The sequence below is a fragment of the Thermoplasma sp. Kam2015 genome, assembly GCF_003205235.1.
Taxonomy (GTDB): Archaea; Thermoplasmatota; Thermoplasmata; order Thermoplasmatales; family Thermoplasmataceae; genus Thermoplasma.
Genome location: NZ_QJSM01000026.1, coordinates 98,784 through 118,908 on the forward strand (window position 1 = coordinate 98,784; position 20,125 = coordinate 118,908).

Annotated in this window: 19 protein-coding genes and 1 tRNA gene; 11 read left to right on the plus strand and 9 right to left on the minus strand. The window is 43.6% G+C overall.

From position 1 onward, the window contains the following. Positions 1–47: 47 nt before the first annotated feature. The 3 genes from DMB44_RS06065 to DMB44_RS06075 all read left to right on the plus strand — a co-directional run bounded on the left by DMB44_RS06065 (position 48) and on the right by DMB44_RS06075 (position 2,124). On the plus strand, positions 48–350 hold the full coding sequence (locus DMB44_RS06065; protein ID WP_110641823.1) for a transcription factor S: 303 nt from the start codon (positions 48–50) through the stop codon (positions 348–350). A gap of 53 nt (positions 351–403) precedes the next feature. Then, positions 404–1,051, plus strand: a complete 648-nt coding sequence (locus DMB44_RS06070; protein ID WP_110641825.1) for a zinc ribbon domain-containing protein — start codon at positions 404–406, stop codon at positions 1,049–1,051. A 230-nt stretch (positions 1,052–1,281) separates the two neighbouring features. Next, the gene (locus tag DMB44_RS06075) at positions 1,282–2,124 is read left to right on the plus strand and encodes a DMT family transporter (protein WP_110641827.1); all 843 of its coding nucleotides are present in this window, start codon (positions 1,282–1,284) and stop codon (positions 2,122–2,124) included. Between the two features lie 93 nt (positions 2,125–2,217). On the opposite strand, the gene DMB44_RS06080 is transcribed toward DMB44_RS06075, so the two are convergent. The 4 genes from DMB44_RS06080 to DMB44_RS06095 form a co-directional block, all read right to left on the minus strand. Then, positions 2,218–2,291: transfer RNA gene (locus DMB44_RS06080), tRNA-Thr, on the minus strand. Positions 2,292–2,352: 61 nt separating this feature from the next. Further along, a complete protein-coding gene (locus DMB44_RS06085) occupies positions 2,353–2,676 on the minus strand; it encodes a DsrE family protein (RefSeq protein WP_110641829.1) in 324 nt (107 codons plus the stop codon). Continuing rightward, a complete protein-coding gene (locus DMB44_RS06090; protein WP_110641831.1) occupies positions 2,660–3,406 on the minus strand; it encodes an RNA methyltransferase in 747 nt (248 codons plus the stop codon). Before DMB44_RS06090 ends, DMB44_RS06085 begins: the two co-directional genes overlap by 17 nt. Continuing rightward, entirely contained in the window at positions 3,393–4,181 is a 789-nt protein-coding gene (locus DMB44_RS06095; RefSeq protein WP_110641833.1) for a peptidylprolyl isomerase, read from the minus strand. Before DMB44_RS06095 ends, DMB44_RS06090 begins: the two co-directional genes overlap by 14 nt. A 225-nt stretch (positions 4,182–4,406) precedes the next feature. Here DMB44_RS06095 and DMB44_RS06100 point away from each other — a divergent pair, with 225 nt between their 5' ends. Next, a complete protein-coding gene (locus tag DMB44_RS06100) occupies positions 4,407–6,224 on the plus strand; it encodes an indolepyruvate ferredoxin oxidoreductase subunit alpha (RefSeq protein WP_110641835.1) in 1,818 nt (605 codons plus the stop codon). After that, positions 6,212–6,808: an indolepyruvate oxidoreductase subunit beta gene (locus DMB44_RS06105; RefSeq protein WP_110641837.1), complete on the plus strand. Its 597-nt coding sequence runs from the start codon at positions 6,212–6,214 to the stop codon at positions 6,806–6,808. The genes DMB44_RS06100 and DMB44_RS06105 overlap by 13 nt, the downstream gene beginning before the upstream one ends. 105 nt (positions 6,809–6,913) lie before the next feature. On the opposite strand, the gene ribA is transcribed toward DMB44_RS06105, so the two are convergent. Together ribA and DMB44_RS06115 are read right to left on the minus strand one after the other, a co-directional pair. Continuing rightward, positions 6,914–7,501 carry a GTP cyclohydrolase II gene (gene ribA, locus DMB44_RS06110; protein WP_110641839.1) on the minus strand — a complete coding sequence of 196 codons (588 nt, stop codon included), beginning with the start codon at positions 7,499–7,501 and terminating at the stop codon, positions 6,914–6,916. 51 nt (positions 7,502–7,552) lie between these two features. Next, positions 7,553–8,698, minus strand: coding sequence for an SAM-dependent methyltransferase (locus DMB44_RS06115; RefSeq protein WP_110641841.1), 1,146 nt, complete (start codon positions 8,696–8,698; stop codon positions 7,553–7,555). Positions 8,699–8,893: 195 nt separating this feature from the next. Here DMB44_RS06115 and DMB44_RS06120 point away from each other — a divergent pair, with 195 nt between their 5' ends. From DMB44_RS06120 to DMB44_RS06145, 6 genes are all read left to right on the plus strand, one after another. Continuing rightward, on the plus strand, positions 8,894–10,255 hold the full coding sequence (locus DMB44_RS06120) for a DEAD/DEAH box helicase (RefSeq protein ID WP_110641843.1): 1,362 nt from the start codon (positions 8,894–8,896) through the stop codon (positions 10,253–10,255). Further along, complete coding sequence (locus DMB44_RS06125; protein WP_110641845.1) at positions 10,242–11,444, plus strand: DUF790 family protein; 1,203 nt, start codon at positions 10,242–10,244, stop codon at positions 11,442–11,444. Before DMB44_RS06120 ends, DMB44_RS06125 begins: the two co-directional genes overlap by 14 nt. 267 nt (positions 11,445–11,711) lie before the next feature. After that, positions 11,712–12,860 carry an aminotransferase class V-fold PLP-dependent enzyme gene (locus DMB44_RS06130; protein WP_110641847.1) on the plus strand — a complete coding sequence of 383 codons (1,149 nt, stop codon included), beginning with the start codon at positions 11,712–11,714 and terminating at the stop codon, positions 12,858–12,860. 20 nt (positions 12,861–12,880) lie between these two features. Beyond that, positions 12,881–13,114 carry a MoaD/ThiS family protein gene (locus DMB44_RS06135; protein WP_110641849.1) on the plus strand — a complete coding sequence of 78 codons (234 nt, stop codon included), beginning with the start codon at positions 12,881–12,883 and terminating at the stop codon, positions 13,112–13,114. Positions 13,115–13,213: 99 nt separating this feature from the next. Then, positions 13,214–13,900, plus strand: coding sequence for a transcription initiation factor IIB family protein (locus DMB44_RS06140; protein WP_110641975.1), 687 nt, complete (start codon positions 13,214–13,216; stop codon positions 13,898–13,900). Positions 13,901–13,997: 97 nt separating this feature from the next. Then, positions 13,998–14,693 (plus strand): NAD(P)-dependent oxidoreductase, encoded by a 696-nt coding sequence (locus DMB44_RS06145; RefSeq protein WP_153280178.1) that lies wholly within the window; start codon positions 13,998–14,000, stop codon positions 14,691–14,693. Positions 14,694–14,924: 231 nt separating this feature from the next. Here the strand turns inward: DMB44_RS06145 and DMB44_RS06150 are convergent, their stop codons facing one another. From DMB44_RS06150 to DMB44_RS06160, 3 genes are all read right to left on the minus strand, one after another. Further along, a complete protein-coding gene (locus DMB44_RS06150) occupies positions 14,925–16,805 on the minus strand; it encodes a molybdopterin biosynthesis protein (RefSeq protein WP_110641853.1) in 1,881 nt (626 codons plus the stop codon). Beyond that, positions 16,802–18,001 carry a molybdopterin molybdotransferase MoeA gene (locus tag DMB44_RS06155; protein ID WP_110641855.1) on the minus strand — a complete coding sequence of 400 codons (1,200 nt, stop codon included), beginning with the start codon at positions 17,999–18,001 and terminating at the stop codon, positions 16,802–16,804. Before DMB44_RS06155 ends, DMB44_RS06150 begins: the two co-directional genes overlap by 4 nt. 153 nt (positions 18,002–18,154) lie before the next feature. Then, a complete protein-coding gene (locus tag DMB44_RS06160; protein WP_110641857.1) occupies positions 18,155–19,900 on the minus strand; it encodes an MFS transporter in 1,746 nt (581 codons plus the stop codon). Between the last annotated feature and the right edge of the window lie 225 nt (positions 19,901–20,125).

Genomic DNA, 20,125 nt, shown 5'->3' on the forward strand with positions numbered 1-20,125 from the left:
TTAATAAACTATTAAGTTTAAATAGAAAATAGTAATTCTTTAATTCTATGTTTTGTCCAAAATGTGGTTCTCTCATGACCCCAATGAATGGGAAATATGTATGCCCATCATGCGGGTATGAAATATCAAAGAATAAGGAGACCATAAAGATAGTGGCAAAGAGCTCAGATAAGGAGACAATAATGATAAAGGAAGAGGTATCTGCGGAGCCCCTGGATTCAGATGCCGTATGCCCAAGATGCCATCACAAAGGCGCAAGATATGTGCTGAAACAAACAAGATCGGCTGATGAACCTGAAACAAAGTTCTACACCTGCGAAGAATGCGGATACAGGTGGAGGGAATATTGAAGCCGTATTTAGCATTAAGAAACTTTTATATCTAATCTTTACTAACTTAAACGATGCCTGTTTACGACCCAGATGAACATGAGATCCTCCAAGAAAAATCAAGCATGACCCGTGGAGGAGAGCAATATTTCAAGGGTACTCTCTATCTTAGCGACAAACGCCTGATATACGAAGAGAAAGGCCATAGGGGATTCATACATGCTCATCCAGCGAAGATATTGCTGGATCTGCCCCTCTATTTAATTATAAATATATCCACAGCTGTACCGAGAATAAAACTTGGTACAAAGAAAACATTATCTGTTGAGTTCGTCACGGATAAAGGTGATGATAGAGCCACATTCGTCCTGAAGGATCCAGAAAAATGGAAGAAAGAAATGGAGAGATGGACAACAGACGCAAAGCGTAGACATGATCAGGAAGAAAAACTTAAACTTGAAGAGCAGAGAAGAAGGGAGATAGAGCTCGCCCGTGCCAAGGCTCCAACTGCCAACATAGGCATGTATATAAATGCCGGCAAAAAGGAAGATGGAAAGAATATACCTAAATTTATAGAGTCTGCTGTTTCTGAAGAGAAGGAAAATATCTTCGAAGGGCAGGAGCAACCGGCCTTACCTAGAACTAAAAAATGCCCAAACTGCGGTAAAGACATTCCTGCAGATTCCGTCTACTGCCCATATTGTGGATTCAAGCAGCCATAAATATTATTGACGGGCTTTATTATTTTTCAAGTAAAGGTCCATATTTTTGTATTTTTTCTACGTGATCTCCCCATAATTTGTCTCAGCACATGATGTACATATTAAAACATTGTACATTCCAACGTTTAAGTCAAGGAGTCATATATCTCTGAATTGAAACTGCTTGAACCCATCCACCTTTCAAACATCATAACAAATATCTTTAACCGCAGTGGCAATACCCCCATTCAATGAAAGAGATAAAGTACCTCATTCCTTATGTGATCATAAGCTCATTCTCTTACTATTTTGCCAAGAATGGAGTCGATCAGGTCTCACCGGCAATCTTCATGTCCATGAGGTACTTTATAGCAGGACTTTCGCTCCTGCCATTTGCGAAACATATGAAGCTTTCGTGGAGTGTGGTGGTACTATCAGTAATGACCTCCACAAGCACAGCTCTGTGGGCATACGGGCTCATATATGTATCGCCTGCCGAATCCGCAATATTGAGTTATTCCATGCCCGTCTTCTCGCTACCCATAGCTTTCCTGATGGTGAAGGAAAGACCGTCCAGGATAGAGATCGCCGGCATAACAATAGGTTTTGCGGGAGTGATGCTGTACGGATTGCCTTTGATGCACGGATTCACTCTTTTCGGCGCGGTACTCACTCTTGCAAATGCAGTATTCTGGGCACTCTTTACAGTATATTACAGGAAACTCAAGGAGGAGGATCCTATATCAATAAACACCATGCAGTTTTTCATAGGTGGTGTTATATTATTAGCCTATATCCCTTTCGATGCCAGATTTGATCCGGGATTATCCTTCATAGCGGATGTTCTCTGGATGGCACTGCTTGGAGGTTCAGTACAGTTTATACTCTGGAACGTAATGATAAAAATGAGTTCAGTTAATAAGATAACAGTACTCGCATTTTCAGTGCCAATTTTCACAATGATCCTTTCGATAATCATAGATCATGAGATACCTAATTTTATGGAGATCGCTGGCGTCATAACAATGTTCACTGGGATATTTATCTCAAGACTGAGGGGCGGGATATCCATAGTCAAGGAAACAAGCACCTGAATTGGATATGTCAGCAGAAAAATAGATTATACCGGATATACACATTAATAAATTTCGAATTGTACTTTGGCAAAAGGTATAGGTAGTTTTTGAAGCCGCCGACGGGGTTTGGACCCGCGACCTCGTGCTTACCAAGCACGCGCTCTACCAGGCTGAGCTACGACGGCAGGATAGGATGAGATGCTACAGTTATACATGAATTTTTCAATCAAATGCTCATGGAGTGATTCACAGCTTTATATATAGCCAGCCCTCAGATTCCTTTTTCAGAACTTCATATATACCTGCATTAACTATTCTGACGCCCTTTATGACCGATTTTTCATCCAATTTCTTCGCTATCAGCGAATTTCTGCATGCCACGATATCCACGCCCTTGCTCATCAAGGAGGATAGCCTTTCTTCATTTTCATTACTGCATACATAGTCTATCGCATCTGAATGAAACACGATCTCCACCGCTGCATCTGGATCCTCTCTGATAAGATTGAGGGCACTGGCTATTGTAACGTTAATCTTTCCTGGTTCTGTAACATTAATGATCGCTTTCATCTTTAACGACCCTCGAGAGACTATCCTTTACTCTCCTGATAACACCCATCATTCTGAAATATTCCCGATCGCTCATATGCGATCTAGCGATCAGCCTCCTGATGAGAACCTCGGTGTTCCTGATCTTATGTTCGGGATACGATGTCATTCTCATTATCTGTATTATATCTCTTATCATGAGATCCTCGTGCTCTGGTACTATGGCAGCTACTTCGATATTCTCTGGAGGGTTGAATCTGGTAAACATCACATAAAGAATTATTGCGACCGCATGTGAGAGATTGTATACTGGATATTCCGGATTTCCTGGAATATTGATGAAATAATTGCATTTTTCAATCTCCGCATTTCTGAGGCCATCGTCCTCCCTTCCAAAGACAAGAGCTATTTTACCATTTTCGCCAGCCATTTCATCCCAAAATTTCTCAGGTGTGAGCGGCAATCTTCTAAAATGCTTCTCGTCATTCGAAGCCGTACTAGACGTTGCCGCAATAATATTGAACCTAGACACGATGCAAGAAAAATCATCTACTATTTCAGCGTTCTCGAGTATGAATCTTCCGCCCATTGACCTGGCGAAAGCCTCATCTTCAGGTTTATTCCCCACTATTATGAGGTGCTTAAGACCAGAATTCCACATGGATCTGGCCACTGCACCAATATTTCCCTGATATTTTGGGTATACGAGAACTACGTATACATTTTCAGATATGTATTCAGCTCTGGACATTCTCCTGCTTCTGTTCAGGCTGGCTTTCGCTGGGTTCCTGTTTCTTCTCCTTCACTTCTGTACTCTCTGTCTTGGCCTGTTCTCCCTCCGTCTTCTGCTCTTCCTGCTTCTTGTATACCTCAAGTATGACTATATCGTATCCGGGGATGTATTTTCTTACGGTATTGACTATGTTGTATTTCGCATCGATCCATTGTAGACTGAATTTGGCTGATTCTGGTATTTCTATGTGTATATCCTTGTCGATGGATACGGTGAAGCCCTCAGAATCGTAATTGTTCGCTATAATTGCGTTTACCTTCTCAACTGGATCCGTTATCACTCCATTTATCTTGAATTTATAATAGACGGTCTTTCCTGCCCATCTGTGATTGTAGTCCACAAGAACCCTGCCAGGTGTAACCGAGATTATCCTGCCCACTCTTCTATTTATTTCAACCTCCTTTCCAACCTGCGGGTCTATATTGAGCCTCTGGAATTCGCGCATTGTATGTATCTTTATATTTGAGGGCAATCGCTGCCCGAAAGCATCCTCAGGCGGTATTTCAACCTCGAATTCCTTTCCAGGCTCCGCCTTCTTAAAGGCTTCATTAACTTCCTTAAAAATTCCATCCTGGCCAACTATGACAACGATATCTCCATACTTGGCCTTCTCGTCAAAAATATCATTTTCCTTTGCAAGATCCGCTTTGCTGGTAGAAACCAGTTTCTTATCTTCACCAACGCGCATCTCGAATTCTATCTTAATGAAATCTCCATCATTCAATGATTTCACCTTTAAACTAGAAGGTCATATATAATCACTATTTTAGGTTTGTCATTCTTTTTTATATATAAAATATGGATAATAATCGCAATTTCCATTTACTATATAAGCATATCTATGATGAAACCTTTAATTTCAGTATCTTCGTCTCATTTCAATTTTCTTTTATTGTGTCATATAGAATTATCATTTCAAGATACGTCATATTTACATACCTATTGTGCGATACTATGGATGATGCCGAAATCAAAATTTATGATCGGCAATGAAGCCATAGCGATAGCTGCAGTTCATGCCGGCGTGAGCGTCGCAGCAGGTTATCCAGGGACACCCTCCACAGAGATTATAGAAAATATAAGCAGATTCAGTCCTGACGTTTATGTTGAATGGAGCATAAACGAAAAGATAGCGTTCGAAACCGCATATGGGGCCGCAATAAGTGGTGCTTATGGACTCGTGGCCGTCAAACATGTGGGCCTCAATGTAGCTTCAGATCCGCTATTCAGCTCTTCATATACTGGAATAAATGGTGCACTTGTTATAGTTTCAGCTGATGATTCATCCATGTGGTCATCTCAGAACGAACAGGATAACAGATACTATGGCTTACATGCACTCATACCCGTTATCGAACCTTATGATGTTCAAAGCGCTTACGATTTTACGCTAAAAGCATTCGAGATCAGTAGAAGATTCCATCATCCCGTCATTCTAAGAACGACTACAAGAATAGGTCATGTGAGATCGAATGTACTCTATTCCGATGATCGTGAGCCAGTACGTGGACGGATGATAAAGGATCCAAATACCTATGTACTTGCTCCGGAAAACGCAAGGAATGATAGAAAGAATCAACTTGCGAGATGGAAGGAGATAACGGATTATGTTTCCTCTATGAGCTCATTGGAGAAAGCCGATGGAGATTTGATCATTATAACTGGTGGCATATCATATTCCTATGTAAGAGAGGTGCTTGATGATGCTAGATTCAATGCAAGTGTTCTGCGCCTGGATGCAACTGTTCCAGTAGCTGAGGATCCTGTATTGAAGGCCGTAAAAGGCAAATCTAAGGTTTTGGTTGTTGAGGAAAACGATCCAGTGATTGAAATGCAGGTGGCGGAGATTCTGGCGAAACACGGTATCCTAGCAGAATTTCATGGTAAAGATCTCATACCTATGGAAGGTGAGATGACATTCGAGAAGCTTAAGACTGGACTGTACGAATTTTTAGGCGTACAATACCATGCTGCAGAATTTCAGGATGAGCCGCTAACTCCCAGGCCGCCAGCACTTTGCCCCGGCTGTCCTCATAGATCCAGCTTCTTCGATATAAAGAAGGGGCTCAGTAGGATCTCTATGCAGAATACCTATTTTTCCGGCGATATTGGCTGCTATACTTTGGGTGCGCTTCCTCCCTTCAGAGAACAGGATAGTGCAACAAACATGGGTTCAAGCCTTGGAATAAGTAATGGTGTCTTCAGATCTACCGGTCAGGTACCGGTGGCTATAATAGGCGATTCCACCTTCTTCCACAGTGGTATGGAGGGTATAGCAAATGCGGTATACAACCATACGGCAGAGGTTATTGTTGTTCTTGATAACAGATCCACAGCCATGACGGGTCAACAGCCCAGTCCATCAACTGCCATAGACATCGCAAAGGTCTGCAGTGCCATGGGTATCGAATACGTTGAAACATTCGATCCTTTCGATGCGGATGCAGGAGAAAGAAGCGTCCAGGAAGCTGCAGAATACGTAAAGAACACGGGTAAGCCTGCGGTCGTGATAGCTAAAAGGGCATGCGCCTTGGAGGTTCTTGAGAAGGTGAGTTCAGATACGCTTAAGGCGCATGTGGATCAGAATAAGTGCACTGGTTGCTCAATATGCTACGATTTCTTCACCTGTCCATCAATAGTTCCCTTGCCCAACAGAAAGGCCATGATCGATGATAGCTGTATAGGCTGCGGAGCCTGCGTGGAAGTGTGTCCGTTCAAGGCAATAACGGTTAAGGGCGAGAAACCTGTGGGATGGGAAGAGGCATGGAACGCATAAATATTCTAATTGCAGGAGTCGGTGGTCAGGGAATAATCACCATGGGTAAGATGATCGGAAATGCCGCAGTCAATGCTGGTGTTAAAGTCCTGGTCGCTGAAACACACGGTCTATCACAGAGGGGTGGATCTGTCCAGGTTCACGTTCGCATAGGAGATGTTATGGCACCTCTGATAGAGAGGGGATCTGCGGATTATATTGTTGGACTTGAAGCCAGCGAAGCCCTTAGGAATCTCTCATATGCCAGCAAGGATACGATCTTCATAATCAACAATCAGACAGTAAAACCTGTCCTACCAAAGGTCTCCGCACCGGATGTCGATGCTGTATTAGATAGACTCCATGGATTCCGCCATTATCTGATAGACGGTGAAAGGATAGCCATAGAAGCAGGAAATCCAAAGGGATCAAATGCGGTGTTAATAGGCTTCATGCTTGGTCTAGGTTTCTTCAAGATTGTGGATACCTCGGCATTCGAGAAGGCCATGATCACGGACAAGAATCTGAAATGCTTGCATGCTGGTTATGAGGAGGCCCTCAAAATTAACCATGGGGAAGGATCACAGAGAACCTTAACACATTGAATCAGACTTCAAAATACCAAAATGCTGGCCTGGTAATGAATATTATTGATGTTATCAACATGTTCTGCAGATCATAGGATCGTGCTTCATATTCTCATACTATTATTATATATTTTCAATCTCATGGCCCAATTTTATCTTCTTGGTTTCAAGATAGAATTTGTCGTATGGTGTTGGATCGCTGAAGATCGGTATTCTGCCCTTAACGTTTATGCCACTTTCAATCAATGCCTTCATCTTTTCTGGGTTATTTGTCATTATATAGATCGATTTTATTTCGAAGAACTTAATAACCTCTGAGGCAAATGAATAATCTCTGCTATCAACAGGAAGGCCCAGTTTCAGGTTAGCTTCCACCGTATCAGCTCCTTTGTCCTGAAGGCTGTAGGCCTTTATCTTATTCAGAAGCCCAATGCCCCTCCCCTCCTGTCTCAGATAGATGAGCATACCATAATCCTGCCTTCCAAGGTATCGAAGAGACTGTATCAGCTGATCTCTGCAGTCGCATCTGAGAGACCCAAGAACATCCCCCGTCAGACATTCTGAGTGAATCCTGACGGGAACATCCTCCTTACCTCTCGGATCCCCTCTTACTATAACGGCGTGATCCTTGTTTTCATCATTGACAAATGTGTATATGCGAAAAAGGCCAAATTCAGTGGGTAGTCTCGCATCAGAATAGAGTTCGATCATCTTTGCGTCGAAAGTAATTTCTTGCCTTTATAAAAACATTGTTTTGCATGATTATAAATTGGCTTTCAAATTATAATTAATATCAAATATTTTATTTGCCAGCACATATCTATCCGAAAACTTGAATATATAAAGATCTCCTGATCCTCCCGGATATTCCAGCTTCGCGGTTGTTCCGTAATAGTCTTCGCTCGATATTCCATATCTGAGGTAAACCTTCCTTGGTTTGATCTCTGCTATCTTCTTTTCCAGATCTGGCCATTCATATATACCTATAACGGAAAATACCATGCCGGGAAAATCTTTTCTAAAGGATTCTGAAGATAGTACGGTGCGCCTATCGTCCCTCGAAACAAGCGCCATATCGGAGAATTCCCACATCAAACCAGCAGCCGCAACGGCCGGATCCACAACGTATATGTAATCGTACACGTGTGGACTGGCAAAGCTACCTGTGTAAGGCGATCCGGTTATATGAATGCCTGCCGGCATTATATGGGCAGAAAACTCCGAATCCATGAGGTTTCCTGTGTAGACTGTCAATCTTGAAAGGACACCATCCACAGATATGTATTCCTTCTCACCCTCAAATGTGATGGTCTGCAGATCAGTGTGAGGGGGAACATCGAAAACGTATGAATCTGATCTGATACGGTCCATTATGTCGTACGGTGAGGGTACCAGCTTTCTCAGATCATGAGTGTTCATCCTGAGAGGATCCGAAAATACAACGTCTGCTGAAACATCGGTTATTGAGTAAAAATCAACGTTTCTAAACCTACTCTTTGAACCGTAAACATCTGCGTTTATTATGGACGAGAGATATCTCAGTCTCTCTCTTTCTATGCCAAGACATTCATCCTTCAATCCGAACATAATACACTGCATACCTGACCCTGATCCTATATCTATGACAGAGCCGCGTATTCTGCCAGATCGATATTTGCCGATCATTTCTGGCGTGGAATATCTTGCTGAGTATTCATCCAGAAATAGTCTATTCCAGAGTGTGTACTTCTTTCTAACACGTATTCTGGATCTGGCCAGTTCAAGAATGGAGGAATATTGCACGCTGTGGCCAGCATCTAAAAGATCAATTACCTCATCTATCCTGCGATTAATATTCTCTCTGTAATTTTTGTCTCTCACGCATCTTGAGATTATGGATTCCAGATCAGACTGACTTTTATCCTTCATATGCTCAATGCACCGCCTTCAAATCTGGTCAATATGATACCGCATGCGCATTGGATTGAAAACTATTATGATCACAGCATGCAATGTACACATTCCCGCAATATGTTGACTGAACATAGGTCACGCATATCAGAATAGTTAATGTGTAGTATGTATTCTGAGAAATGTTTATTATGCGTCTACATATAGTGAGATGTGCCTGTTCTCAGCTATTCTGGAGGATCCATATTGATCAAGGATTTTGATGGACGCATACCCGAGGATCTCGCTACCTACGATAAAAGAATATCATGCTACAGATCACTCGGCGTTAACTATCCGAGAATCATCACCTTTCTAAGGGAAAGCGGAGTTAAATTTGAGGATCACGTCATGGAGAGAAAGCGCATAGAGCTGAATGGCAAAATTTCACTGAGACCGTACCAATCACAGGCACTTGAAGAATGGAAAAAATATGGAATGAGAGGTACCATTGTGCTTCCAACGGCAGCCGGAAAGACGCACATAGGAATGGCTGCCATACAGGCGATATCCGAAAAAACTCTCATCCTAGTGCCGACGATCGATCTGATGATACAGTGGAAGCGAAGGGTATCTGAAACCTTCGGCATTGAGCCCGGGCAAATAGGCGGTGGAGAACATGATGAGCGTGATATTACAATATCTACGTATGACTCGGCCTACCTAATGGCTGAGAAATACGGGAATAGATTTTCCCTGCTGATCGCGGATGAGGTTCATCACCTTGCCTCTGAGAAACTCAGGATGATACCGCAGATCTACACGGCGCCATTTAGAATGGGCCTCACAGCGACATATGAGCGAACAGACGGCCTGCAGAATGTTCTTGAACAGGTTATGGGCGGAAAGATATTTGAACTTGGATATGAGGAAATCGATGAGTATCTGGCGGATTACACAATAGCCAGAATACCCATAGAGCTGAGCGAAGATGAATACGCCGAGTATCAGAGATATCACGATATCTTCGTATCTTATCTGAGAAAGCACAGGATGACGATGCGCGGCCCATGGGATTTCGAGAAGTTTATAAGAAGTTCATGGACTCCAGAGGGACGTGAAGCCCTGATCGCATGGAGAAGATCAAGAGAGATAGCGTTCAATTCACAGGGAAAGATGGAGATGCTGAGAACCCTAATGTCAAAACATCGCGGAGAGAAAATACTCGTATTTGCTGAAGATACGGAGACTGCATACACCATATCAAAGGAGTTTCTGATACCGGCCATAACGTATCTAACAGATAAGGATGAAAGGGAGAAGATACCTGCCATGTTCAGGGAAGGCAAGATAACCGCAATAGCCACATCCAGAGTCTTGGATGAGGGCGTTGACTTTCCGGACGCATCAGTTGCCATAGTTGTGAGCGGATCTGGCAGCATGCGGCAGTTCAGGCAACGACTTGGTAGGATACTCAGGCCATCTGATGGAAAAAAGGCAATACTTTATGAACTTGTAACGGCAGAGACATCAGAATACGGAGTATCAAGAAGGAGGAGGAAGGGTGTTCCCGGCAGAATTGATGGTGGTACGTAAAGCTCAGGACGGCTCTCTGAAGCCGATGATGCTAAATCCTGATAATGTGGAGTTAGCTCAGAAAGTTATAGACCTCTATAGGTCGTCCATCGGCATGACCAAGAAGGAGATAATGAAGGGCATCACCAATATAGAGTACGGCGTCAGAAATCCAAAGATAGTTAGAGGTCTGGCGCTGATCATGGAGCGCACATCAATTTTCAAAAGCAGATCAAAGGTAAGCAGCAAGGATGTCAGAGATTTCCTCTTTCAGCTTGGTCCTGCAGTCACTCCCGAGGAGAGATATGAAAGGATAAAACTTACTGCGAAGCACTTCTCAGTTTCACCTGAGGATATAGAGGACGCCATCTATGGGGATATGGATTCAGAGAACGTCTTAGAAGAGTGCTCATCGCTTAGCGCATTAGACTTGAACAGGCGCTTCAATCTCGAACAGCTGACAACGTTGATGTACAGGGCGCGGTACTTAGAGGTATCTGGCGTTAAAGATTGGTATCGTTTCATCTCCATGATAAAGGGCCTAGGACTTGTGTTCGAAGCCAGAGGAAATCCTTTACAGAGCGTTCGCATTGATGGACCAAACTCAATATTCAACAACATGGACAGATATGGATCGTCCATAGCCAGGGCTGTTGAAAGACTTACAGCGTTTGAGGATTGGACTCTGAGTGCCGAGATTGCGATTAAGGATAGGATCTCAAGCATAAGCATAGATAGCTCCATCAAATATTATCTGCCGGAGATGAGGATGGAGGAAACAGATAAATTTCCTGATCCTGTGGTTGTTGGGACTAGGGTATTTTTCCCAACACGTATCATCGAAGTTAATGGAAAGCCAGTATACCTGGATGTGGTGTATCACATGAGTCCTGAGGCAATAAGGAAAAGAGATGATGTTATCAGATCCGCAGGCATCAGATGGATCACTGCAGTTGTTGGGGATTGCAAGAAATTCCAGAATATACCCTGTTTCAGGAACAAGGTGGACTGGGATTCACTCATTTCCTATGCCTCAAAGGCCTTTCCGGCGGAAATAGACCCCCTAAAAGATGAGATAGACGCCCTCTATCCCAATATCGATGCAATAATGGATCTTCTATATAGTCGCGGCGTACCGATCTCATATCTAGAGAGAATAGGGTACAGGATAAAATGGAACGGAATTTTGCCAGAAATATATAGAGAATAATTTATTGTAAGGTTAGAGGTTTGGAGGAAGCAGTAAAACTCTTTCTTCGGACAATAGATAAATGGATTCCCCTCAATGGATGTATAAATTGCGTTTCCAATGTTTTTGTATCCCCAGCGATAACCAGATGGTATTATACGTGAATGGTATCGATGAAAGAAGATCCGAAGATCCAGCTGAGGAGTAGATTACCTTTTATTCAGTACACTATAAAACTTTGCGATCATGATATCGATACAGTTATTATGCAGACATTGATATGAAATCATGCAAAGAAAATTGATGCATGTTGGGCCGTCATTTACAAGTTACAGGGTGCAGATGGCCGGTATCGGTGAAAATATAGGTTTTGCGTCTCCCGAATTTCTGGAAGCAATGAAATACTCACTGGAAGGCCTACTAAGAGTAGCGGGAGCTGATGATGCATATTTGCCTTTCATATTGCCCGGTAGTGGCACGGTGGCGATGGAGACGGTGTCTTCAATACTACCTAAAGGAACAAGGACTCTCCTCCTGACCAACGGCGTGTTCGGTGACCGATGGATACCGATCATGTCATCGCATGGGCTTGATCTTGATGTACTTTCTGCCGAACCGGGAAAAGCTGTTACTGTTGATGATATGGAGAAAAAGCTTGAGACTGGAAAATACCAAAATCTGATAATGACCCATGTGGAAACCAGCACCGGCGTACGAATGGATCTTGAAAAGATTGTACCGGTGGCAAGGAGATATGTGGAGAGGATCATCGTGGATGGGGTTGCAAGCCTAGGTGCTGAGAAGGAGGATGTCAAGAAACTCGGCATAACAGCCGTCATAAGTGCCAGTCAGAAAGCCCTTGGAGCTCCACCCGGTGCAGCCCTTATGGTTGTTTCGCGTTCCGCACTGGATAGTATTAATGAATTTAGCTATTTCTTCAATCTGAAGAACTGGATCGCGCCAATGGAAAGATATCTTGAGGGTAAAAATGGATACTTGTCTACCGAGCCTGTGGGCGTGATACTCTCGCTGAGCAAGGTGTTTTCGGACATAGATGCCATGGGTCTCGATGCAAGGATAGAGGAACATCGGAGGCTAACCATGGCGCTTAATGAGGGAATAGAAGCAGCCGGCCTCAGGGTGCTGGCTGACAGGCAACTATGGAGCAATACTGTCACTGCCGTGCTGTCAGACCATGCGGATGATATCGTGAAGAGATCGATGGAGCTCGGCGTGGAATTTGCCACCGGAGTTCATCCAAAACTCATAGGGAAATACTTCAGAGTTGGGCATATGGGTTATATCAATGATTTTGATGCGCTGACAGCCTTATCGGTGATCGAAAGATCTGCATCGTATTGCGGTGAACGCGTGAAGATCGGCGAAGGCGTAAGAAGGGCGCAGCAAGTTCTTTTCGAAATGACCGATAGGAACTGAGGTGGTGAGAGACGAATGTTATAGTTAAATATTTCGCATATTATAGAGAGGCGATCGGAAAGGATCATGATAGCGTCCAAATAGATCCTGGTTCGCGAATATCGGATCTGGTGGAAATTCTGAGAAATAGATATCCAAATGTCTTCTCCGGCAGAGGAATATTCGTGGCACGCAATTTTAGATATGCTGATCTTGATGAGACAATAATGGACGGTGATGTGATCGCGATCATGCCTCATGTGTCAGGTGGATGATGTTTCACCTCTTGGAATTATTTTGATCCCAATGACAGGTAAACCTAATATGTCAAATAATTACATTATGTTTAAATATGAATGTTTCAATTTACATATGTGGAAAGACTTGAACCGGAAATAGATAAAGATGAACTTGTATCGAGTTTTTTGGGGAGACTAAAGCGATATAGGGGATTGAGGATTCCAGAAAATATATCCAGAGAAGAAAATTTGAACAGAATTGCCCCATATCTCAAGAGATCAGGCATGTTAGCGGAGCTGCCGGATAACGTGATCATAGATGCACTCAAGCTGTACTTAGATAGCGTTTCCAGAGGAATTTCGCGCGGAAGAGGATGCCTTTCAGTTCTTGCAGCATGCATTCTGATAGCCTCTAGAAGGCAGTCAAATCCGATGACCTTGAAATACATAGCGAAGAGCATGCACACCGATGCGTCTCGCATTTGGAGGACGGAAGGTGCAATAATGAAGAACATGAAGACATCCAATATATCGGCCAGGCCAATGGACTTCGTAGAGAGATATGCTGATGTTCTGAATGTGGATAATGACGTCAGAAATGAGGCTATAAGTGTGATACAGAAGGTTTCAGGAGAAATGAAGATAATGCGAAAGGCACCGTCAACTATAGCAATATCCGCGATATATCTGGCCTCTGAAAGATTATCCAAACACCTTGTCCAGAGGTATATAGTTAAAAAGACCGGTATAACTGAGGTTACTCTCATAAGAACATACAAGGAGATGGCCAATTATCTATCTATGTCAATCAACGATACATAGGCGCAAAACTGGCAAAGCTAACATATGATGTTGTAATGATCATGCTACGGAAAGGATACTGATAACTGATGGGAATTCTGTCTCCGGATTCAATCTTGTGAAATCCGCACTGGAAATGGGATATCAGGTCGACGCTATTCTAGGCAACGACCCGATGGTACTAACGAGATCTCTTGAAAATTACAGGAAATTTCATTACGATGCAACGGTGATAACGAATCAGAGGCCTGAAATGGCCCTTGTTGCGATCGATTTGGTGAAGAAACATATAAAGGCTAAAAAAATCGTGCTCATATCCTCTGATCTTGTCTACAGACCATCAAATATTCCGAAACCAGAATTCTGGGATATAGACCCAGTCACCGATGAAGGTAGAATGTTTGCTCGATCTGAAGAGATGCTTGATATATACAGCGATATAATATTCCGTACAGGTTATATAATAGGCCTTTGCTCCATAAATCTGTACACAAACATACTCAATCTCGCAAGATCCGGGATGGATATAGTTCTATCCAGGAGGACGGTGAGAAATTTCATAAGAAACACCGATCTGTCAACATTTGTACTGGAATCTATAGAACGCAATGTAACCGGCGTGTATAACGTTGCATCGGACATCGCCACCGAGTATGATTTTGCCCAATGGATATGCAGTGCCTCTGGGCTGAACTGCAAGATCAAGGATTCCGGTGAAGACCTAGGCAATTACTCCATGGATACTTCTAAGGCCTTGAAAACATTTGGGTTCAGACCATCCAGCGTTTTAGAGACTTATATGTTTCCAAAATGAATTCTGATTCCTCTCAAAAGGCCTAGTACCAGCATTTCCATAACAGAGAATAGCGAAAAACCATTACAGTGCCGGAATCCGATATATCTGAGCACAGCATGGAAAATTATTATAAGAAGCGGCTTCGGAGCAGATCGATGATCTATAAGGGACGCTGAACGCGCCCCTTTACACTAAATCCGGGAACCTCTGGAAGCAGTGAGATTCATACGCTTTGGGTTGGGAGATAAATCACAGGATCACCTCGCCAATATCGCTTGGTATTTCATATCCTGGATACTGTGATTCTCTACCCTTCAAAGCCTTAAGTTCCTTAATGAAGCTTCGGCCGGTCTCCGACTCATAGAAATCTATTGAAACAAGGATATCGTAATTTTCCTTCTTTATATGCTTGTACTGAAGGCCCAGCTTTATCGCATAGAACTCAAGGCCTATTCCGGCATCAGCTCTGCCCTGCGCAATGGCCTGCGCCACACCAGCCTCAGAGGGGGATTCCCAGAGGTATCCACGCATTGATGTTCTTATTCTATCGTCATTGCCTATCATCTCCTCTATAAGATCCCTGGTACCTGATCCCTTGTTTCTGTTAACAAATGTTAGGCCGTTTCTTATTATCTCATCGAATGAACCTATACCTGTCCTTGACAGAAAACCCCTATTTCTGTCAAAGCCCCTTATAAGAACTGATCTTTTATTCAGATCCTCGTCTATCACGGGAATGTTGTAGGTTCCACCCCTAAGTATGTGTATCCCGGACACGTCAGCTACACCTATCCTCATGGCATTTATACCACCCCATGAACCCATGTTCACTATCTTCGCATTCCTGTCGGTACCCAGGACGACTATATCCAAAAGTGGGTCACTACTCCCGATGGATATTATTGATGCTGCCCGCTCTTCCAGAGCATAATAATCTACGGTTTCGCCTGCATCAACATACTTTACATCACCAGGGATGGAGATCAACCCATCTGCGAACCTCAATCTGCTTATGGAGCCTGAATTGCCCATTATGGGGAAGGCTGTGCCATTTCTGGTTATTATGACCGGATATACTGTTTCTTGCATATGTTCCGGCGTTATCTTTATTGGTACCTTCACTTTCCTTGGACCTTCAACACCTCCGAAAACGACAGAACGCATGGCCGGTATCACTATATAGTTAAGTATAATGGCAGAGGACAGAGGAAATCCTGGCATACCTATGAACAGCTTATCTTTTATCTTTCCAAAGAATGTCGGCTTGCCCGGTCTCATGTTGATCCCATGGAACAATATCGTTCCTCCAACACTCTCTATGACTCTATAGAGCATATCATAGAAACCGGCTGATGTGGATCCTGACGCCATTAGAATATCAAAGTATTCAAGGTTATCTTTTATGATGCTGATCATTTCTTCCTCCCTGTCTCCCACGTAGCCAAGAAAGACGGTATCAGCCAGTCCAGTCGCATTGAGTTTGGCCTGGAAGTAATGACCGTTGACGTCGAATATCTGACCCATTTTCAAATCTGTTCCAGGCTTAACTATCTCGTTTCCCGTGGAGAATACCCCTATTCGGATCCGATCAAAAACCGTCACGTCAGAGACTCCTGAAGCGGCCAGTGTAGCAAGTCTCTCCGGCATCATAACCGTTCTGGATGTGGCTATGATCTCACCTAAAGATATGTCTGTACCGGCGAACGCAACGTTTTCTCCAGGGTAGACTGAACGATAGATATCGACTTGATCCCCTCTCTGTCTTGTATCCTCAACCATAACGACCGCATCTGCCCCCTTTGGCATGATTGCTCCAGTTGCTATGTACACCGCTGTACCCTTTTCAACGCCCGTTATGCTTGACTCGCCTGGGGATACACTTCCAGCTATCTTAAGCGTAACCGGTCTGTCTTCCCTCGCCTCTTCAACATCGGAATGATCTACGGCGAAACCATCAACCTCGGATCTGTCGAATGGAGGCACATCATATTGAGAGAAAATATCCTCGGCAACAACACGCCCTTCCGCTTCTTCAATTGGAATATTGGTGGTACGCACTATATTCTTCATCTCCTCAGCAATTATCGTCCTTGCATCGTACGCAGAAACCAGTCTGTGAAAAACCTTCATAGGCAATCACCTATCTCAATGATCTCCACCTCAGCACCCTCAGGATAGCCTTCGCTGTTCTCTTCGATTACGAGATATCCATCTGCAGATATCACAGAATTTATAACTCCTGAACCTGTCGTACGCATCGGATCTATCATCATCTTTCCATCCTCCTCAAACATTCTTACCCTTACGAACATCCTCATATTTTCGTTGTTAAATATGGATCTTGTCAGAAATCCTTTCTTAGTGCGACGAACTTTCGATCCCATACCGAACCAGGATCTAATGGCCGGTTCTATTATATTTTCAAAGGCTATTAGTGCGGCCACAGGAAGCCCTGAGATCATGAAGATCGGTTTCCCGTTTATGATCCCAAGACCTGTTGTTCGCCCGGGTTTCATCCTAACACCATGAAATACTATCTTTCCATTTTCCTCGATGATGTCATGCACCAGATCCTGTGAGCTTGGACCGGACCCACCAGTGATTATAATTATGTCCGACTTCATCTCATTTATTTTACTAAGGATTTCCCCCTTCTCATCGGCAACATTTCCATAAAAAACGGATCGCAGACCAAGATTTGATGCAAGAGCCTTAAGCATGGGCGCGCTGGAATTCTTCACAACACCTTCAACAAGCTCTGTTCCCGTTGATAATATGCCAAGTTCAGATCTGAAAACATGCACCTTCTCTACACCCGTCTCTATGAATGCAGGAATGTGCCAAGGCATTATCCTCTGGCCACTTCGAACGATGATGTCGCCTGCCCTCAGATCCTCTCCTGATCTGGATATATTCTGAAATTTCTTGACCTGCTTATAGATTGAGGCTATCTTTCCATCAATAAATGCATCCTCCATCATCACAACCGCATTTGCACCAGTTGGTATTGGAGATCCTGTAAATACAACGGCACATTCGCCTCGATCGATGCTGAATTCTGGATCATCGCCTATTCTGACCTGCCCAATCACTGTAAGGGTCACAGGATTCGATCTTGATGCGCTCAGGCTGTCCTCAAACCTAAGAGCTATTCCGTCAACAGCGCTCCTGTCAATCTCCGGAAAATCATGCGGACTCGTCACGTCCTCGGCGCAATATAGCCCTGACGACTCCGCAGCAGGTATATACTCAGATCTTCCATGTATGGATAATCCTGATGCAAGCTTCAGAGCTTCACCGTATGGTGTAAGGCTCTTGAATTCCATGCTCTTACAATACTTTATCGAATATCACATTATCGCAATATCTGCGCTATACTGATCCGGAAATTCATGCAATCATTATCATAAATTATCCTTGAAACTATAAAATAGTGTTTCCAGTAGGAAATAAAAAATTGACAATGGAGCAAACTACCGTCATGTCCTTTTTCCAGGGGCAAATGGTAACCCAGCCTGAGAATTAGTTGATTCTGCCTTATCTTCATCAAATACCGCATGTTTCATTGCTTCTGGATTAATATATCGCTTTCCACGGAATGCAGAAAGAAGTGCTGCGAATACGGACAGTCCAGCCCCTATGTAGAACGAAACTGAGAGTGAGTTCATCAGAGCCGGTGCGAGAGCATATGGAAACCATGTGCGGCTTTCCATCGCATTTATAGCTGAGGGACTTATGCTAGCCGTTAGGGAAGGTGGCAGATAGCTGAGCATCGTACGAACAGGATCATAGCCCAAAAAGGCTGCGAAAAGTGCGGATGTCGGTGGTAACTTTGTAAGGTATGGTATAAGAATTCCAGCGCCGACGCTGCTTAGTGCTGAGGAAAGCGTTGAGGGTAATCGAGTTGATAGCGTCACTATAACTATCGTGAAAAAGATGCCCATAGAAATGGTCATACCAGCATTCTGCAGGGTGGATCTCATGCCACTTGAGACGCCACGAACTTCTGGTTGTACTGAGTTCATTATTGAACTTGTGTTTGGTGCCGCGAACATGCCGTTGCCGATTCCCATCATAAATATTATCGCAGCGAACTCGGGATAATAGAAATTAAAGGGCAATGAGGCCAGAAGAACAAATGCCACAGCAACCACAGCCATGCCAGCGGTGGCAAGCCCACGTGCCCCCATTCTATCGGACAGCGCCCCACTCACTGGCCCCATAACAAGAAACCCCGCAGTCATGGGTGTCATATATATTCCAGCCCAGAATGGGACGGACGAATACGAATATCCATGGAGAGGCAGCCATATACCCTGGAGAAATATTATAAGCATGAACATAACGCCACCCCTAGCTATGGCGCTGGCAAGCGCCGACAGATTCCCAAGCGCAAATGCCCTAATCTTAAAAAGCGAGAGATTGAACATGGGACTTGAGACATGAAGTTCTACAAATATGAAAGCCATCAACATTATTAGACCTGCGGCCAGTGATGCGATCACATAAGGACTCCCCCAACCGGTAGATGCTTTTCCATAGGGCATGAGCCCATAGGTGATAGCTATGAGTATCAGTGTCAGCGCAGCAGCAAAGAGAGAGTTTCCAGCAGCATCTATTCTGTCACGCTTGAGGCTACCGGTCTCCTTCAATTTGAGAAAGCTCCATGCGGTACCGAATGCACCTATGGGTACGCTGACAAGGAATACATAGCGCCAGTTTATTATCGCGAGAATACCTCCAAGTATCAAACCGATGAAGGATCCTGATAAACCTATAACTTGATTTATTCCCAGTGCCTTACCTCTCTCATTGTAAGGAAATGAATCTGTCAATATGGCCGTACTGTTGGAGAATAGAAAGGCCGCACCTATTCCCTGAATTATTCTGAATACTATGAGTTCTATCGCTGCCGTGTTTCCCTTTCCTGGAGTAAGAAATAGAAGTATAGAGCCGGCAGTGAAAACGGCAAAACCATAATTGAAGAGGCGGACTCTGCCATATATATCAGACAGTCTTCCAAATGTGACGAGCAGTGTGGCCGTGACTATATTATAGCCCATCAGAATCCATAGAAGATACGCAAAAGATTGTGGTGTCAATGGATTTATACCAATACCCTTGAAGATCGCTGGAAGCGATATCATTATTATTGTGCTGTTAACAGAGGCCATCATGACTCCAATACTCGTATTAGAGAGAGCTATCCACTTATACTGCACCACACTAGGACATTAATTTTCGTTATAAAAGGTTTAGTTATTAATTAGTTCTATTACAGTCGAGATATTGATCAAAAAGGTCGATGGGTGTATCATTTGGAACCATTCCGCGGCTGAATATTCGAATTTTAATTTTTAACGAGGATATGTCTGCCTGTGCTGGTATATTCTAGATGTGGCATCCAAGGCCTGAATTTCTCTGCACCGGCCCTACCGATCACTCATGCA

Bases quoted from the DNA above. Each gene is read 5' to 3' on its own strand.
- DMB44_RS06065 (WP_110641823.1), top strand. From the start codon at position 48: ATGTTTTGTCCAAAATGTGGTTCTCTCATGACCCCAATGAATGGGAAA.
- DMB44_RS06070 (WP_110641825.1), top strand. From the start codon at position 404: ATGCCTGTTTACGACCCAGATGAACATGAGATCCTCCAAGAAAAATCA.
- DMB44_RS06075 (WP_110641827.1), top strand. From the start codon at position 1,282: ATGAAAGAGATAAAGTACCTCATTCCTTATGTGATCATAAGCTCATTC.
- DMB44_RS06085 (WP_110641829.1), bottom strand. From the start codon at position 2,676: ATGAAAGCGATCATTAATGTTACAGAACCAGGAAAGATTAACGTTACA.
- DMB44_RS06090 (WP_110641831.1), bottom strand. From the start codon at position 3,406: ATGTCCAGAGCTGAATACATATCTGAAAATGTATACGTAGTTCTCGTA.
- DMB44_RS06100 (WP_110641835.1), top strand. From the start codon at position 4,407: ATGATGCCGAAATCAAAATTTATGATCGGCAATGAAGCCATAGCGATA.
- DMB44_RS06105 (WP_110641837.1), top strand. From the start codon at position 6,212: ATGGAACGCATAAATATTCTAATTGCAGGAGTCGGTGGTCAGGGAATA.
- ribA (WP_110641839.1), bottom strand. From the start codon at position 7,501: ATGATCGAACTCTATTCTGATGCGAGACTACCCACTGAATTTGGCCTT.
- DMB44_RS06115 (WP_110641841.1), bottom strand. From the start codon at position 8,698: ATGAAGGATAAAAGTCAGTCTGATCTGGAATCCATAATCTCAAGATGC.
- DMB44_RS06125 (WP_110641845.1), top strand. From the start codon at position 10,242: ATGGTGGTACGTAAAGCTCAGGACGGCTCTCTGAAGCCGATGATGCTA.
- DMB44_RS06130 (WP_110641847.1), top strand. From the start codon at position 11,712: ATGCAAAGAAAATTGATGCATGTTGGGCCGTCATTTACAAGTTACAGG.
- DMB44_RS06150 (WP_110641853.1), bottom strand. From the start codon at position 16,805: ATGAAGGTTTTTCACAGACTGGTTTCTGCGTACGATGCAAGGACGATA.
- DMB44_RS06155 (WP_110641855.1), bottom strand. From the start codon at position 18,001: ATGGAATTCAAGAGCCTTACACCATACGGTGAAGCTCTGAAGCTTGCA.